This window comes from Microbacterium sp. E-13 (genome assembly GCF_049912955.1).
Classification (GTDB): domain Bacteria; phylum Actinomycetota; class Actinomycetes; order Actinomycetales; family Microbacteriaceae; genus Microbacterium.
Map to the genome: position 1 here is coordinate 3,963,296 of NZ_CP183973.1, position 16,572 is coordinate 3,979,867.

The 16,572-nt window shown below is 70.3% G+C and carries 13 protein-coding genes; 5 read left to right on the forward strand and 8 right to left on the reverse strand.

What is annotated here, in order from left to right; all coding sequences use genetic code 11:
- Positions 1-68: 68 nt before the first annotated feature.
- Positions 69-992: a potassium channel family protein gene (locus ACN9MP_RS18350; RefSeq protein WP_426322587.1), complete on the reverse strand. Its 924-nt coding sequence runs from the start codon at positions 990-992 to the stop codon at positions 69-71.
- Positions 993-1,104: 112 nt separating this feature from the next.
- Here ACN9MP_RS18350 and ACN9MP_RS18355 point away from each other — a divergent pair, with 112 nt between their 5' ends.
- On the forward strand, positions 1,105-2,448 hold the full coding sequence (locus ACN9MP_RS18355) for an ion channel protein (RefSeq protein ID WP_426322589.1): 1,344 nt from the start codon (positions 1,105-1,107) through the stop codon (positions 2,446-2,448).
- On the opposite strand, the gene ACN9MP_RS18360 is transcribed toward ACN9MP_RS18355, so the two are convergent.
- Positions 2,437-3,525: a DUF998 domain-containing protein gene (locus ACN9MP_RS18360; protein ID WP_426322591.1), complete on the reverse strand. Its 1,089-nt coding sequence runs from the start codon at positions 3,523-3,525 to the stop codon at positions 2,437-2,439. The genes ACN9MP_RS18355 and ACN9MP_RS18360 overlap by 12 nt on opposite strands.
- Positions 3,526-3,568: 43 nt before the next feature.
- A complete protein-coding gene (locus ACN9MP_RS18365; RefSeq protein ID WP_426322593.1) occupies positions 3,569-4,663 on the reverse strand; it encodes an AI-2E family transporter in 1,095 nt (364 codons plus the stop codon).
- Positions 4,664-4,717: 54 nt separating this feature from the next.
- On the opposite strand from ACN9MP_RS18365, the gene ACN9MP_RS18370 reads away from it, so the two are divergent.
- On the forward strand, positions 4,718-6,115 hold the full coding sequence (locus ACN9MP_RS18370) for a DUF2252 domain-containing protein (RefSeq protein WP_426322595.1): 1,398 nt from the start codon (positions 4,718-4,720) through the stop codon (positions 6,113-6,115).
- A gap of 74 nt (positions 6,116-6,189) precedes the next feature.
- Here ACN9MP_RS18370 and ACN9MP_RS18375 read toward each other — a convergent pair whose 3' ends face one another.
- The 5 genes from ACN9MP_RS18375 to ACN9MP_RS18395 form a co-directional block, all read right to left on the reverse strand.
- Positions 6,190-6,657 (reverse strand): heat shock protein transcriptional repressor HspR, encoded by a 468-nt coding sequence (locus tag ACN9MP_RS18375; RefSeq protein WP_426322596.1) that lies wholly within the window; start codon positions 6,655-6,657, stop codon positions 6,190-6,192.
- 107 nt (positions 6,658-6,764) lie between these two features.
- A complete protein-coding gene (locus ACN9MP_RS18380; RefSeq protein ID WP_426322598.1) occupies positions 6,765-7,763 on the reverse strand; it encodes a DnaJ C-terminal domain-containing protein in 999 nt (332 codons plus the stop codon).
- 16 nt (positions 7,764-7,779) lie between these two features.
- A complete protein-coding gene (locus tag ACN9MP_RS18385; RefSeq protein WP_426322600.1) occupies positions 7,780-8,409 on the reverse strand; it encodes a nucleotide exchange factor GrpE in 630 nt (209 codons plus the stop codon).
- Positions 8,410-8,411: 2 nt separating this feature from the next.
- On the reverse strand, positions 8,412-10,280 hold the full coding sequence (gene dnaK / locus ACN9MP_RS18390) for a molecular chaperone DnaK (protein ID WP_426322601.1): 1,869 nt from the start codon (positions 10,278-10,280) through the stop codon (positions 8,412-8,414).
- 210 nt (positions 10,281-10,490) lie between these two features.
- Positions 10,491-12,074 carry an MFS transporter gene (locus ACN9MP_RS18395; RefSeq protein ID WP_426322603.1) on the reverse strand — a complete coding sequence of 528 codons (1,584 nt, stop codon included), beginning with the start codon at positions 12,072-12,074 and terminating at the stop codon, positions 10,491-10,493.
- Positions 12,075-12,149: 75 nt separating this feature from the next.
- Between ACN9MP_RS18395 and ACN9MP_RS18400 the strand changes: the two genes are divergently transcribed.
- From ACN9MP_RS18400 to ACN9MP_RS18410, 3 genes are all read left to right on the forward strand, one after another.
- A complete protein-coding gene (locus ACN9MP_RS18400) occupies positions 12,150-13,604 on the forward strand; it encodes an MFS transporter (protein WP_426322604.1) in 1,455 nt (484 codons plus the stop codon).
- A gap of 198 nt (positions 13,605-13,802) precedes the next feature.
- Positions 13,803-14,375 (forward strand): hypothetical protein, encoded by a 573-nt coding sequence (locus ACN9MP_RS18405; RefSeq protein WP_426322606.1) that lies wholly within the window; start codon positions 13,803-13,805, stop codon positions 14,373-14,375.
- A 123-nt stretch (positions 14,376-14,498) separates the two neighbouring features.
- A complete protein-coding gene (locus ACN9MP_RS18410) occupies positions 14,499-16,526 on the forward strand; it encodes a substrate-binding domain-containing protein (RefSeq protein ID WP_426322608.1) in 2,028 nt (675 codons plus the stop codon).
- Positions 16,527-16,572: the final 46 nt, after the last annotated feature.

The following is a 16,572-nucleotide window of genomic DNA, read 5'->3' on the forward strand; positions in this document are numbered from 1 at the left end:
GCACACGTGAGAAGGCCGCATCCCCCGGGATGCGGCCTTCTTCGGTTCTCGCAGGGTCTCGGGCTCGCTCAGCCGCCGGGACGGGCATCGCCGCCGCTGCCGTCGGGTGCGCGGTCGCCTTCGGTTCCGCGGTCCGGATCGGCGCCGCCGGTGTCCACTCCTCCGGAGGCCTCCGGACCGGCCGAGCTCGTCGAGTGCAGGGACTCGAACGTCTGCACCGACCCGGTGGAAGGCGACGCGCCGGGCGACTCGGTCGGCCCGGCCGCCGGCTCACCGGAGGTCGGCCCCGCGGCCGCGGGCGCGGCGGCGGTCAGCGCGTCGACCTTCTCCATGAGCGCGCGGAACTGCGCGCGGGTCGCCGGCTCCTCGTCGTCGTGGTCACGCGCCGCACGCTCCAGCACCCAGGACGCCAGTGTCGCCGTGATGACGCCGGCCAGTGCCACCCCGCCGAACATGAGCCCGACGCCGACCCAGCGGCCGGCATCCGTCACCGGCGTGTAATCGCCGAAGCCCGTCGTCGTCACGGTCACGCACGACCACCAGAGGGCGATCGGGAAGGTCGTGATGTCGGCGCCGGGGGCGTCGCGCTCGGCTTCGAGGACGGCCAGCGACGCGATGTAGATCAGGATCAGCGCCGCGCCTACGCCGTAGACGAGGATCTGGGTCCGCAGTACCCCGCCGGCGGTCGTCTTCATGCCGGGCACGTGCGTCAGGAACCGCAGCATCCGCACCAGGCGCAGAACGGGAACGAGGGCGAAAGCCAGAGCGGGCAGATGCTTGCGGAACCAGCGCACCCTGTTCTCGGCCAGCGTGAGGCGCACGAGGTAATCGGCGATGAACATCGCCCACGTGACCAGCACCACCGCCGTCGCCGCGGCCCATGCCGGCCCCTGCAGATCAGCGATGACCCGCCAGGAGTACGCGACGAGGTACGCGAGGCTCGCGACGATCAACGGCGTCGAGGTGCGCTTATGCCACGTGTGCTCGTCCACAGCCGAATCATGGCGCATGCGCGGCGCCGCGTCGCGGGGACGCGCCCCGCCCGACGCGATCGCGTCGGACGCGCTGTCGCGGCGCCGGCGTCCCGGCCGCTAGGGTGTGGCCATGCCCGGCCCCACCGCCGCCTCGCCCGTGCCAGCCACACCCCCGGGTCCGCAGCTCACCGTCCGTCGCCTCGTGCTGCTGGCGATCCCCGCGATCGTCATCGGCGTGCTGTCGGCGCTGACGCTCTGGCTGCTCAACGCGATCGCCGACCGGATCGACGACGTGCTGTGGACGAACCTGCCGAAGTCGCTGGGGATCGCGTCCGACTCGCCGTGGTGGATCTTCACCGTGCTGACCGCGACCGGCATCGCCGTGGGACTCGTGGTCTGGCTCGTGCCTGGGCACGCCGGCCCCGACTCCGCCACGACGGAGCTTGCCGCCACGCCGCTGAAGCTGTCGGTGCTTCCGGGACTCGCCGTCGTGCTCATGCTCAGCCTCGCGGGGGGTGTGAGCCTCGGGCCCGAGAACCCGATCATCGCCATCAACGTCTCGCTCGCGGTCGCCCTGGTGGCCCGCATGTCGAAGGCGGTGCCCGCCCAGCTGATCGGCGCCCTCGCCATCTCGGCCACGATCGGCGCGCTGTTCGGCACACCCGTCGCCGCCGCGCTCGTCTTCACGGGAATGGTCGGCGAGTTCAAGATGGGCGGATCGCTGTGGGACAAGCTGTTCCTTCCGCTCGTCGCGGCGGGAGCCGGGTCGGTGACCACCTACCTCGTCGGCGGCGGCTTCGGCGCACAGGCCCCGTTCGACCCGTACGGCGCCCCCCAGCCGTTCGACCTGCTCCTCGGCTCGGTCGTCGCGTGCCTCGCCGCCGCGTTCGCCCTCGTCGGCGTCTACCTCTTCCCCCTCGTGCATCGCGCGTTCCATGCGCTGCGGCATCCGCTGCTCTTCACCGCCCTCGGCGGGGTCGTCCTCGGCATCCTCGGGGCCATCGGCGGGCCGATCACGCTCTTCAAGGGCCTGGACCAGAGCGAGCAGCTGCTCGCCGATCCCGGCGACTATCCGCCCGCACAGCTGACAGTGATCCTGCTCGTCAAGCTCGCGGCACTCGTCGTCGCCGCATCGGCCGGGTTCCGCGGCGGCCGCATCTTCCCGGCGGTGTTCCTCGGGGTCGCGGCGGGCCTGCTCGGCGGCGCGCTGCTGCCCGGCCTGGCACTGTCGCTCGCGGTGGCGTGCGGCATCCTCGGCGTCGTTCTGGCGATCGCCCGCGACGGCTGGGTCGCCCTGTTCGTGGCGGTGGCCCTCGTCGACGACGTGACCGTGCTGCCGATGCTCTGCATCATCGTGCTGCCGGCGTGGCTCATCGTCACGCGGGCGCGCGAGATGCTGATCACGCCCGAAGACCTCGCCCGTGAGCTGCCGCCGGCGCCCCTCCCCTGGGAGCGGTCGGGCTCAACCCGCTGACGTCGCCCTGTCCTCGTCCTGCTGCAGGGCGGCCGCATTGCGGATGAACAGCACGATCCACGTGAACACGAGGATGCCTGCCACGAGCTCGACCGCCGTCAGCGTGTAGTAGCCGATGAAGAAGAACACCGCCAGCACGAGCGTCACGGCGAGGAACAGCCAGCCGAGCAGGATGAAGGGCCGCGGCATCCCCGTGATCCATCTCGGCAGCGCGATGACGAGCACGCCGAACGCGACGACCATGCCGGATGCCACGCCGGTGTGGAGGGCGAAGAACCGATCCACCGGGAACACGCCGACCATGGCCAGGAACACGCCCACGACGATGAGGCTGACGCGCACCCGCCCGACGCCCTTCGGGTTCGTCGTGGGAATGCCGCGCGTGGAGTAGCGCGCGAGGGTCGTCACGAGGAAGCCGGCCACGATGATCGTGATGTTGAACGCGAACGCCGAGACGTTCGACGACATGCCGAGCGCGCTGAGGTTGTCTTTCCACCAGTCCGGGTCGCTCGCGGTCAGCATGCTCGCGAGCACCCCGAACACCAGGAACACCGCCAGCACGACCGCCAGCAGCTGCAGGTCCATGTGGGTGGCGGAGTAGAAGGCGAGGTAGCCGCTCATCGCCGCCGTCGCACCGGAGAGCACCAGCACCGACACGGCGAACACCTCGGCGCCGATGAAGGCCTGCTCGAGGATCACCGCCAGCAGGGTCCATCCGAGGAGGGCGATGACCGCGTGCGCGAAGGCGAGGGCCGCGCCATCGATGTAGTCGAGCACCCCCAGGCGGTGCTGCTCGCCGTGCCGGCGGACGAGGATGCGACCCCCGATCACCGCCAGGAAGGCCACCACCGCCGACGCGATCGCCGCGAACTGGCCGACCGAGCCGGGCCCGGAGATCGGCGCCGCCTGCAACCCGAAGGCGATCAGCGCGACGAGCGCGACGACGACGAATGCGCCGGCGCCGACGCCGAGCGCGAGCGATTCCAGAGAGCGCTCGCTCGAGGCGTCGAGCAGGCGCGCGGTGGTCCGCGGCGAAGGCCGGTCGGGATGCGGCCGGTCGAGCGAGGTCTGGGTCATTGGTGCCTCCGAGAGGGCTCGAGTGGTGATGGCGGGGGGTGGATCACGAATCGGGGAGGGAGCCGGGGACGGCGGACGCCTGAGTCGCCGTCCGGTCGCCCGAGAGCCACCGCAGCCACAGTGAGCCGGGGTCGCCCTCGAGCAGGAGCGTTCGCACGAAGAGCGTGAGCGGAATCGACAGGATCGCGCCGAGCGGGCCGATCACGAAGGTCCAGAACACGACCGAGAAGAAGCTCAGGGTCAGGCTGAGATCGACCGCGTCGCTGACGAACTTGGGCTGCACGAGCACCTGGAGCACGACGTTGACGACGCAGTAGATCGCGATGACGGCGAGGAAGAGGGGCCAGCCGCCCACCACGAAGGCCAGCACCGCGGGCGGGATGAGGCCGAGCACGAAGCCGATGTTCGGGATGAAGTTCGTGACGAAGGCCAGCACCGCCCACACGATCGGGGCGGGCACGCCCAGCGCCCACAACGCGACACCGTCGATGATCGCCACCACGGCCCCGAACGACGCGTTGACGACGTAGTAGCGACGGATGCCCGTGTTCAGGCGTCGGATCCGGGCGAGCACCGGCCGGCGACCGGGGCCGAACACGCGCTCGGCGTCACGGTAGCGCGCCGCGTCGGCGGCCGTGAAGATGATGTACGAGACGACGAAGAAGAGCGCGGTGAGCACGCCGACCACTGTGCCGCCCACACTCGACACCACTCCGACGATCGCCTTCGGGTCGAGGACGGAGGAGACGGCATCCGTCGCCTCCTGATCGAGGCCGGCGGACTGCATCCAGGCGAGGACGTCGTCGAGGCTGCCGCGCAGCTGGTCGAGGTAGTCCGACACGAGCCCGGCGAACTGCACGCCGGCCACCCACAGCAGCAGTCCCATGACGGCGAGAACCAGGTAGGCGACGAGGATGACCGCCGTCGTGCCGGCCCACCGCGGCCATCCGCGCCGGTCCAGCGGCCGGCGCACCGGCTCGCAGATCACGACGAGTACGATCCCCAGCGCCAGAGGACCGACGAGGCTCCGCGCGAAGGACACCCCGGCGAGCACCACCACCGCCGCCGCGAGCGCGACCAGCACCCGCAGTCCCGGCGGCAGGGCCGGGGGCGGAGCGGGCGATGCAGCGCGGGTCACGGCGTCAGGGTACCGCTCTTCCGAGCCGGCACCACCCAATGCCACACTGGGCCCATGTCAACGACCGATGACTCGCCAATCGGGCGCACGTGGACCCCCCTGCCGTCGTACGCGGAGCATGTCGCCGAGGGCCGTGCGGCGCGCGATCGCGTCCCTCGCGAGGCGCTCGCCGAACTGCCCACCGACAGCCGCGACCCGATGGGGATCCTCGATGCGCAGGATGCCGAGCGCGTGCCGGAGCTCGTTCCCCTGCGAACCGAGCGCATGGCCGCCAGCGCCTTCGCGTTCTACCGGGGAACGGCGGCCCTCATGGCCGCCGACCTGGGCAGGTCGCCGAGCAGCGGCGTGACCGTCGGGTCGTGCGGTGACGCCCACGTGTCGAACTTCGGGCTCTACGCCTCCCCGCAGCGGACGCTCGTGTTCGACCTCAACGACTTCGACGAGGCCGCCTGGGCGCCGTGGGAGTGGGACGTCAAGCGGCTGGTCACCAGCATCGTCATCGCCGGGCAGTCGACGGGGCGCGACGACAAGGTCGTGCGGGAGGCGTCGCTGGACGCCGTGCGCGTGTACGCGCGGGCGATCGGCACCGGCGCAAAGCGCAGCCCGCTCAAGCGCTACTACGACCGCTTCGACGCCATCGCCGCCGAGCGAGCCGTGGACGACGACATCCGCGCGGCCATCGACGCCGCGGTGAAGGAGGCCGAGAAGCGCACCGGTGCGCGTGCGGCGAAGAAGATGACGGAGCTCGACGCGGAGGGCCGAGTGGTCTTCCTGGAGTCCCCGCCGACGATGACCCACGTCGACGCCGAGTCGGAAGAGCGGGTGCTCAGGGTCTTCGACCAGTACGTGCAGTCGGCCAACATCGACATCCGGGCGCTGCTGCAGAAGTACCGCCTGTCGGACATGGCCTTGCGCGTCGTGGGCGTGGGCAGCGTCGGAACGAGATGCTTCGTGGTCTCGATGCAGGACGGCGACGACGGCGTGCTGCTCCTCCAGGGCAAGGAGGCGGGCCAGAGCGTGCTGATCCAGTACGGCGAAGCCGAGCAGCCGCAGGTCGTGACGCGCTTCATCGACGAGCACGGCGATGGGGGCCGCGTCGTCGGCATGCAGCGGATCCTGCAGTCGGTGTCGGACCCCTTCCTGGGGTTCGTGCGCCGCTCGACCGACGGCGCCCAGCGCGACTTCTACGTTCGCCAGTTCCGCGACAAGAAGGGCGGGTTCGACATGGACGCGCTCGACGACAAGGCGTTCCTCTGGTACGCCGACGCCTGCGCCGCGACGCTGGCCCGGGCGCACGGCCAGTCCCCCTCCGCGGCGTCGGTCGCGGGCTACGTCGGTGGCGGGCGGGTCGCCGGCGAGGCGATCCTCGAATGGGCCTACGCCTACGCCGACCTGTCGCGGGCGGACTGGCAGCTGTTCCGCCGGCACCGCGGGGTGGAGGCCGCCGCCTGACGTCCGGCGGCCCGGGAAAGCGCACGAACGGCGAGCGCCACGCTGCGAACCCCGCAGGTCGTGCGCTCTCGGCCTCAGGGGGCGTCGGGGTCGTCGGGTGGGGTGGACCGGTCGATGGGCGTGCGGGGACGCCACACCACGACCTCGGTCGCGCGGCGGACGCGGGTGCCATGGCGCAGCGTCACGACCGAGCCCGTGGAACCGGCCGCGAACACGCGGGCGCCCGGCCGCTTCTCGAGCTCGGCGCGCATGCGCTCCTCGAGGTCGCGCACGCGGCCGTGCAGCTCCTGCACGCGGTTCTCGAGCTCGAGGATGCGCATGATCGCCGGCAGGCCGATGCCGTCCGACGACATGCGGGCAACCTCGCGCAGCTGCTCCACGTGCCGCAGCGAATACCGGCGCGAACCGCCCTGCGTGCGGGCCGGCACGACGAGACCCAGTCGGTCGTACTGACGAAGGGTCTGCGGGTGCATGCCCGACAACTCGGCAGCGACGGCGATGGCGAAGATCGGGGCATCCGCGTCGATCTCGTCCTCGGTCATTCTCCTCACCTCCTCACCGCCGACGGGAACAGGAGATCTGGCCGGCGCAGGACGCTTCACGCGGGATCATCCTGTCTCCGCCAGTTCTCCTGTTCTCGGCAACCATGTCAGCCGCGGGCCTTGGTCATGAGGTCGGCACGCGGGTTCTCTTTGGGCTCCAGGCTCTGGAAGCGCTCGAGCGCTTCGCGGGCGGCGTCGTCGAGGTGGGAGGGCACGGCCACCTGCACTTCGGCGAGGAGATCGCCTGTGCCCTTCGCGGTCTCGACGCCACGGCCCTTGACACGCAGCACACGTCCCGAGGGCGTACCCGGCGCCACGCGCAGCCGAACGGGATCGCCACCGAGCGTGGGCACCTCGATGGTCGCGCCGAGGGTCGCCTCGGTGAACGTCACCGGCACGGTGACGCGGAGGTTCAGCCCGTCACGCGTGAACACGGGATGCGGCCGCACGGCCACCTGCACGACGATGTCGCCGTTCTCGCCCCCGTCGGGCGAGTGGCGCCCGCGCCCGCGCAACCGGATCTTCTGCCCGTCGGCGACGCCTGCGGGGATCTTCACCTTGAAGGGCTTGCCGTCCTCGCCCTGGAGCGTGATGGTCTCGCCCTTGGTCGCGGTGACGAAGTCGATCGTCGTGCGCGCCGTGACGTCGGCGCCGCGGGTCGGGCCGCCGAAGCCGCGGAAGCCGCCGCTCGGCTGGCCGAACCGCCCCGACCCGAAGCCGGTGCCTCCGGACTGCTGGTTGAACATCGCGAAGATGTCGTCGAAGTCCTCGGCGTTCTGGTACCGCGCGCCGCGGCCCTGGTTGAACATCGAGAAGACGTCTTCGAAGCCGCCGGCCCCGCCCTGACCGCCCGCCGTGAAGCGGGCACCCGAGCCCATCGCGCGGATCTGGTCGTACTCCTTGCGCTGCTCCGGGTCGGAGAGCACCGAGTAGGCCTCGCTGACCTCTTTGAACTTCGCCTCGGCAGCCGCATCGCCCTGGTTGGAATCAGGGTGATACTTCCGCGCGAGCTTGCGATACGTCTTCTTGAGATCCGCCTCGCTGACGTCCTTGGAGACGCCCAGCACCGAGTAGAAGTCCTTGTCGAACCAGTCCTGACTGGCCATAAGTCTCCTTCGGTGGCTATTCGGCGGGAACGGCGACGACGACCTTCGCCGGGCGCAGCTCGACCGAGCCGAGACGGTAGCCGACCTCGACGACCTCGAGGATCGTCGGCTCGGCCGCGCCCGGCGTCGGCACCTGGACGATCGCCTCGTGCTGCTGCGGGTCGAACACCTCACCGGCTGCGCCGTACGTGGTCAGACCGATGCGCTCGGCGACGCCGCGCAGCTTGACGGCGATGGCCGCGAACGGTGATCCCTCTTCGAGGTCGCCGTGCTTGTCGGCGCGGTCGAGGTCGTCGAGCACGGGGAGCAGGCCCTTGGCGACCGCACCCTGGGCGCGCTCGATCTCGAGCTCGCGCTGCTCCTCGGTACGCCGGCGGTAATTGGCGTACTCGGCCTGCAGGCGCTTGAGGTCGTTCAGCAGCTGGGATTCGAGATCGGCGAGCACGGCGTCCTCGGCCGCGGCCTCGGCGCTCTGCTCGGCACCCAGGATGTCGTCGACCGTGAGCTCGTCGCCGTCCGCGACGTCCTGTCCGTCCTGCGGCGCGGGGCCGGAGGCATTCGCCTCCGACCCCTCACCCTCAGGCCGGACCTCTTCGCCGTCGCCCGGGCCTTCCGCCGGGTTCGGGCCCTGGTCCTTGTTCGCCATGGTTACTTCTTCTCATCCTCGTCGTCCACGACCTCGGCGTCGACGACGTCCTCGTCGGAGGTCGTCTCGCCCTGGCCCTCGCCGGCGTCGCCGGCTGCAGCATCCGGAGCCGCCTGCGCAGCCTGGCTGGAAGCGTAGATCGCCTCGCCCAGCTTGCCCTGGCTCTGGTTGAGCTTGTCGAACGCGGTCTTCACGGCGTCGTCGTCCTCGCCCGCGAGCGCGGTCTTCAGAGCGTCGACGTCGGCCTGGACCTCGTTCTTGACGTCCTCGGGAAGCTTGTCGTCGTTCTCCTTGATCAGCTTCTCGATGGAGTAGGAGAGCGTCTCGGCCTGGTTGCGGACCTCGGCGGCCTCGCGGCGCTTCTTGTCTTCGGCCGCGTGCTCCTCGGCCTCGCGCACCATGCGCTCGATGTCGTCCTTCGGCAGCGACGAGCCGCCGGTGATGGTCATCGACTGCTCCTTGCCGGTGCCCTTGTCCTTCGCCGACACGTGGACGATGCCGTTCGCGTCGATGTCGAAGGTGACTTCGACCTGCGGGATGCCGCGCGGGGCCGGCGCGATGCCGGTCAGCTCGAAGGTGCCGAGCGGCTTGTTGTCGCGGGTGAACTCGCGCTCGCCCTGGAAGACCTGGATCGCGACCGACGGCTGGTTGTCGTCGGCGGTCGTGAAGGTCTCGGACCGCTTGGTCGGGATGGCGGTGTTGCGCTCGATGAGCTTCGTCATGATGCCGCCCTTGGTCTCGATGCCGAGGCTCAGGGGGGTCACGTCGATGAGGAGGACGTCCTTGCGCTCGCCCTTGAGGACGCCGGCCTGCAGGGCGGCGCCGACGGCGACGACCTCGTCGGGGTTCACGCCCTTGTTGGGCTCCTTGCCGGTTTCCTTCTTCACCAGCTCCGACACTGCGGGCATGCGGGTCGAGCCGCCGACGAGAACGACGTGGTCGATGTCGGACACCTTGATGCCCGCCTCACGGATGACGTCCTCGAACGGCTTCTTCGTGCGGTCCAGGAGATCCTTGGTGAGGTCCTCGAACTTGGCACGCGTGAGCGTCTCCGAGAGCGACACGGGGCCCGAGTCGGTGAGCGACAGGTACGGCAGGTTCACCGAGGTGCTCGTCGAGCTCGAGAGCTCCTTCTTCGCCTGCTCCGCGGCCTCCTTGAGGCGCTGCAGCGCGATCTTGTCGCCCGAGACGTCGACGCCGGTGGTGTCCTTGAACTGCTTGATCAGGTAGTCGACGACCCGCTGGTCCCAGTCGTCGCCGCCGAGGCGGTTGTCACCGGCGGTGGCGCGCACCTGGATGGTCGAGAAGTCGTCGTCCTTGCCCACCTCGAGGAGCGAGACGTCGAAGGTACCGCCACCGAGGTCGAAGACGAGGATGAGCTCGTCCTCCTTGCCCTTGTCGAGGCCGTAGGCGAGAGCCGCGGCGGTGGGCTCGTTGATGATGCGCAGCACGTTCAGGCCGGCGATCTCACCGGCCTCCTTGGTGGCCTGGCGCTCGGCGTCGTTGAAGTACGCGGGAACCGTGATGACGGCATCCGTCACCGTGTCGCCGAGGTACTGCTCCGCGTCGCGCTTGAGCTTCTGGAGGATGCGCGCGGAGATCTCCTGCGGGGTCCACTTCTTGCCGTCGACCTCGAACGTCCAGTCGGTGCCCATGTGGCGCTTGACCGACGAGACGGTGCGGTCGACGTTGGTGACGGCCTGGCGCTTGGCGGTCTCGCCGACGAGCACCTCGCCGTCCTTGGTGAATGCGACGACCGAGGGGGTCGTGCGGAAGCCCTCGGCGTTCGCGATCACCTTGGGCTCGCCGCCCTCCAGGACGCTGACGACCGAGTTGGTCGTACCGAGGTCGATTCCAACAGCACGTGCCATGTGTTTCTCTCCTTCATATGGACGCAGGACGGATGCCGGCGCCCGGGGTTTGCAGGAAGTCTTCTCACGACTCGCACACGAGGTTGAGTCGCGATGGCTCAACCATACGCCCGGGTTCCGGCATCCGTCAAATCAAACTTGATACGAGATGGCTCAACTTGCCGAGGATCCGCTCTGGGTGGTGAGCCGTCTCGATCGAGCCTCGCGTCCTCAGCCGCCCAGCATCCCCTCCACCGCCTCGCTCGGCTTCGGGTCGGGCAGGCGCCGCATGCGGAACCCGTTCAGCACACCCAGCACGGCGGCGAGGATCGGGATCAGCAGCGCCACCTGGAGGGCGATGTGCCGCGCCTCGGTGTTGATGCGGATCACCTCGGCGGACGCCTCGGGCGACTCGTCGGCGAGCAGCTCCTCGAGGCCGGTGTTCGACATGAGCTCGGCGTCGTCCTCGAGCACGGTGGCGACCTGCTGCTGCTCCTCGGAGGTCAGGACCGTCGAGGAGTAGGCGAGCGACGTGAACGACGCGGCGAGGGTGGCGAGCATGATCGCGCCCGCGAACGCGAGGCCGAACGAGAGGCCGAACGAGCCCGCAGCGGAGTTGACGCCCGCCGCTTCGCTGACGCGCTCGTCGGAGATCGGCGACAGCGTGTAGTTGTTGAGCTGAGAGACGAGGAGCCCGAGGCCGGAGCCCGCGATGATGAGCGGGACCGTCAGGAACCAGCCGTTGTCGGCGACCGGCACCAGCGGGACGATGGCGATGAGCCCGACCGCGGCGAGTGAGAACCCGAGGAGGATGAGGTTCGCGGGGCGGCCCTTCCCTCGACGGCCGGCCCAGATCGCGACGACGAACATGCTGAGCGACAGCGGGGCGATCGACAGGCCCGCCTGGAGGGCGTTGTACTCCAGGACCATCTGCAGGTAGAGCGGGAGCACGATCATCGTGCCGCCCAGGGCGATCTGCTGCAGCAGCTGCCCGCTCACCCCGGTTCGGAACGGCTTCGACGAGAAGAGCGCGGGATCGAGGAGGGTCGGCTTTCCCCGCTTCTTGCGCGAGTTGAGCCACCACGCCAGGCCGCCGAGCGCCACCGCGCCCAGGCCGATGATCAGGCCGACGTAGCCCCCGCCCTCCTGCCACACCAGGATGCCGAGCACCACGCCGCCCATGCCGATCACCGACAGGGCCGCGCCCACGAGGTCGATGGAGCGGTCGCCGGTGTACTTGACGTCCTTCACCAGGCCGGCGCCCAGGAGCACCACCGCGATGATGACCGCCTCCAGGCCGAAGGCGACGCGGTACGACCAGAACGTCGTGATGAAGCCGCCGAGCAGCGGCCCGACGGCGGCGGCGATCGCGGCCGAGGCCCCGACGAGCGCGTACACGCGCTTCTGATGGGCCCCCTCGAAGTTGCCGTGGATGAGCGACTGCATGGACGGGAGGAGAAGGGATGCCCCGACCCCGCCGATGACCGCCCAGAAGATGATGACGGCGGTCAGGCTCTGCGCGAACGTCATCGCCACCGCGCCCACCGCGTAGCCCAGGAGGCCCAGGATGTACGCGAGCTTGCGCCCGATGAGGTCGCCGGTCTTGCCGCCGATGAGGATGAACGCGGCCGAGACCAGGGCCTCGAGGGCGATGGCGCCCTGCACGCCGCTCGCTGTCGTTCCCAGCTCGTTCACCACGGCCGAGATCGACACGTTCATGATCGACGTGTCGACGACGAGCACGAACATGGCCATCGCGAGAAGGATCGCGAGGCGGCCGTTGAAGGGAGCGGACGGCGAGGATTCCCCTGTCATGAACGAAGCAAACCATCACGACCGCTCCGGGCGCTACGGTGAATCCGCAGCAGCCGCACATCGAAGGGTCTCCGCATGACCGACATGAGCCCACCCGCCTCCGGATCGGACGAGGGCGGCCGGCCGGCCGAGCCGATCCTGTCGACCGCGGCCCTCAGCACGGGCGCCCCCGACGAGACGCCGGTGCCCCGCAGCCGGGTGTTCGCGTGGGCGCTCTGGGACTGGGCGACGCAGCCGTTCAACTCGGTGATCCTGACCTTCGTCTTCGTGTCGCTGTACCTCGTGTCCGACGCCTTCCTCCCGGCGGGCGTCGCCTCGCAGAACGCCCACGGCGAGCTGGTGTGCTCGCGGGCCGCCGACGCGGCGACGGAGTACTGCTCTTCCCTGGCCGATCTGTCCGAGTGGTACGGGTGGGTCACCTTCGCCGCCGGCATCCTGATCCTTCTGCTGGCCCCGGTGCTCGGTCAGCGCGCCGACGCGGCGGGCACGAAGAAGCGCTGGGTGGTCGGCGCGACCGCGGTGCTCGCGCTGCTGCAGTTCGCCCTGTTCTTCGTGTACTCCGAGCCGCAGTTCTTCTGGCTCGGCGCGATCCTCGTGGCCCTCGGCTCCGTGTCGTCCGAGATCGCGGGCGTCAACTACAACGCGATGCTGGTGCAGGTCTCGACGCCGAAGACCATCGGCCGCGTGAGCGGCCTGGGCTGGGGCCTCGGGTACATCGGCGGCATCCTGGCGCTCGCCCTCGTCGTCGTGCTCAACACGTTCGGCTGGTTCGGCCTCGACGTGTCGGACGGCCTCGCGTACCGCCTCATCGCGGTGGGCGCGGCGGTGTGGACGGTGCTGTTCGCGCTCCCCTTCGTGTTCCTCGTGCCCGAGTCGCCGGCCGATCCGGGCCGCAGGAGGGTCGGGTTCTTCGAGGGGTACGTCGTGCTGGTGCGCGACATCGCGGCGCTCTTCCGCGAGCACCGGCCGACCTTCTGGTTCCTCATCGCCAGCGCGGTCTACCGCGACGGGCTGGCCGGCGTGTTCGCCTTCGGCGGCGTGCTGGCCGCGGTCTCGTTCGGCTTCAGCGCGACCGAGGTCATCGCGTTCGGCATCGCGCTCAACCTCGTCGCCGGCGTCTCGACGATCGTCGCCGGCCGCCTGGACGACCGGTTCGGGGCGCGCGCGGTGATCATCACCGCGCTCACCATCCTCATCGTGAGCGCGCTGTTCGTCTTCTTCCTGCGCGAGGGGGGCAAGCCCGTCTTCTGGGTGGGCGGCATCGTGCTCTCGGCCGCGGTCGGGCCCGCCCAGGCATCGAGCCGATCCCTCCTCGCGCGTGTCACCCCGGCCGGGATGCAGGGCGAGGTGTTCGGCCTCTACGCCACCACCGGCCGGGTGATGAGCTTCCTGTCGCCGCTGCTGTGGTCGGCCCTCATCGCCTGGTTCGGCGCGACCCACTACGGCATCCTGGGCATCGTCATCGTGCTGCTCGCCGGTCTGCTGCTGCTCCTCCCGGTGAAGGTGAGGCCTCGCGACATCGCGCGCTGAGATCCGACGGATGCTGCGGCCGAGGCATCCGTCTTCGCTCGTGCTGTCGAAACCCGCAGTCGCTGCGCTTGCCGACGAGCGCGATCGCCGGTTTCGGCAGCGCGTCACGAGGTAGTCTCGCTTGCGGTGATCCGATCACCCGTGCGACTGGGGGGCCGCGCGCGCTTGCCTGCGCAGCAGCCGACCACGAGGGGCTCCGTGACGATCTCGCCCGTCCGCCGACGACTCATCGAGCAACGACGCTCCGCGCGTCACCGCCGGGCCCTGGCCTACTGGTGCGTGCTGCTCGCGTGGCTGATGTCGCTGTGGATCGGCACGTCCGTCGTCCCGCCCGAATGGCTGCACGCGCCCGCGCTCTTCGGGCACCTCGCGGCCGTCATCGTCGGGCTCGGCTCGGCGGTGCTGCTCGAGATGAGCGGCCTGCTCTGGACCCTGCGCCGCGCGCACCTCGAAGACGTCCGCCGCGTCGAGCGCACCGTCACGGGACTGGCCTGGCTCGGCATCGCCGGACTGCTCGCGACCGGTGCCTTCCTGCAGCCCGACCTCGGCCAGCCGCTCACCGCCGTCAAGATGATCGCCGTGCTGGTCGCCGCCATGAACGGCGTCGGCATGACGCGCCTGACGGATGAGCTCGAGCGCCTTCCCGGCCGCGTGCGGTTCTCCGCGCTTCCGCGCGAGCTCCGCGCGTGGTGCCTGTGGAGCGCCGCCGTTTCGCAAATCGCCTGGTGGACGGCGGTTCTGATCGGGATGCTGAACACCGCCTCCCGGTGATCTCACGGCGTTCTCGCCCTCGTCTCGCAACCGCTCTCACGTTAGGCTCTAGCCACACCGGACGCCTGGGACCGGTGACCCCCCGCCCGCGGCTTCCCGGCCGCACCCCCCTTGAGGATGCTCATGCGCGATGGAACGCGCGGCGACGAGGACGTCCCTGGACCCCGACGGGGCCAGCCCTCCGAACCGAAGACGAACCCCCCGATAGCCTCGTCGACCCCTTCGGCGACCTTCTCCACCCCGACCACGAACCCCTCGGCGATCGACGAGCGTCGCGAGCGTCGCCGCAAGCGACGCCGCCAAATGGTGCTGTGGGGCACGGTCGTCGGCATCGTCGTGCTCCTCGGCTCGATCGCCACCGTGTCGTACGCGATCGTGTCGAACCTGGCGGCCTCGCAGCCGGACGCCGCCGAGAACCCGGCTCCCGCGGCGCCGGCTGCGGCCGAGCCGATCGTGTTCCCCGACGACGAGCCCGCCGCGTCGGCCGGCGCGGGGCCGTGCGCCGTCGTCAACGTGCTGTCGTCGTTCGAGAACGCCGAGATGGTCGAGAGCCTCGCCGCCGCCTACAACAGCCGGCCCCGGAACGTCGCGGGCTCGTGCGTCACGGTGACCACCAGCAAGGACAAGTCGGGGGTGGCGGCCGACGTGCTCGCCGACGGCTTCCCCCACCTCGCCGACGATCAGAAGCCCACGGTGTGGCTGCCGGACTCGACCACGTGGGTCGACGTCGCTCAGGCCCACGGTGCCACCAACCTGCGCGCCCAGGGTGCGAGCGTCGCACAGTCCGACATCGTGCTCGCGATGCCCGAGAACCTCGCCGAGGCGATCGGATGGGATGCCGAGTCCCCGACGTGGGCCGAGATCTTCGAGTCCGCCGGCGACCCCGACCTCTGGAGCGGCCTCGGCCACCCGGAGTGGGGCGCGTTCAAGCTCGGCAAGACCAGCCCGCTCGTGGCCACCTCCGGCGAGGCGGCCATGTTCGCGTCGTACGGCACCGCCGCCGGATCCCTCGAGGACCTGACCGCCGCCGAGGTCGAAGACGCCGACGTGCAGGCCCAGGTGCACGAGAACGAGACGGCAACCAGCCACTACATGGCGACGCCCGAGCACTTCCTCTGGCACGCGCGCCAGGCCGAGGCATCCGGATCCGCCGCCGACTTCCTCTCGGCGGTCATCGTCGACGAGAAGTCGGTGTGGGATTACAACCGCGGCATCACGAGCCGCGACGGCATCACCCGTACGCAGGGGGACCCGCCGACGGAGCAGCTCGTGCCCATCTATCCGTCGGACGGCTCCTACACGGCCGACAATCCCGTGATGCGCCTCACCGGCCCCTGGATCGACCCGGTCGAATCCGAGGCCGCCGCCGACTTCATCCGCTTCGCGCACACCGCGCAGGGCCAGGCGGCCGTGCGAACCGCCGGTTATCGCGATCTGAACCGCGAGCTCGACGAGAACGTGCAGGAGGTCGGCCGTCTGCAGGGCGAGCAGGCCGCCACGCTCGCCTTCCCGGAGTCGGACGTCGTCACTGCCGTGCAGGCGTCGTTCCCCGACGTCCGCAAGCGCGCCAACGTGCTGTTCCTCCTCGACGTCTCCGGCTCGATGGACGAGCAGATCTCCGCCGGCGACACCAAGCTGACGCAGGCGCGCAAGGCCGTCGAGGCGGCGCTCGGGCACTTCACGGAAGGCGACGACGTCGGCCTCGCCGCGTTCGCGCAGGCCCCTGACGGCGCGATGGTGCCGGGCGTCGTGTCGCCGGTCGCCGACATCGGCGGCTCGCGCGACGGGTTCCTCGGCGCGCTCGGCGGACTCAGCTCGATGGGCGACACGCCGCTCTATCAGGCGGTCGACTCCGCGGCTGCGCAGCAGGCGTCGTCGTGGTCGAGCGACCGCATCAACGCGATCGTGCTGCTCAGCGACGGCGAGAACGACACGCCGAACGCCCCCACGATCGGCGCGGACGAGATGCTGACGCACCTCAAGGACATGCACCACGCCACGCCGGTGCTGGTCTTCACGCTCGCGTACGGCGCCGACGCCGACGTGGCGACGCTCCAGTCGATCTCGAGCGCGACCGGCGCGCACTACTACGACGCGACCGACCCGACCAAGCTGGAGGCGGTGCTCGGAGACCTCGTCACCAGCTTCTGAGCTCCTCCCTCCCTCCCTCCCTCCCCCCTCCACTCACCCCCGCCCC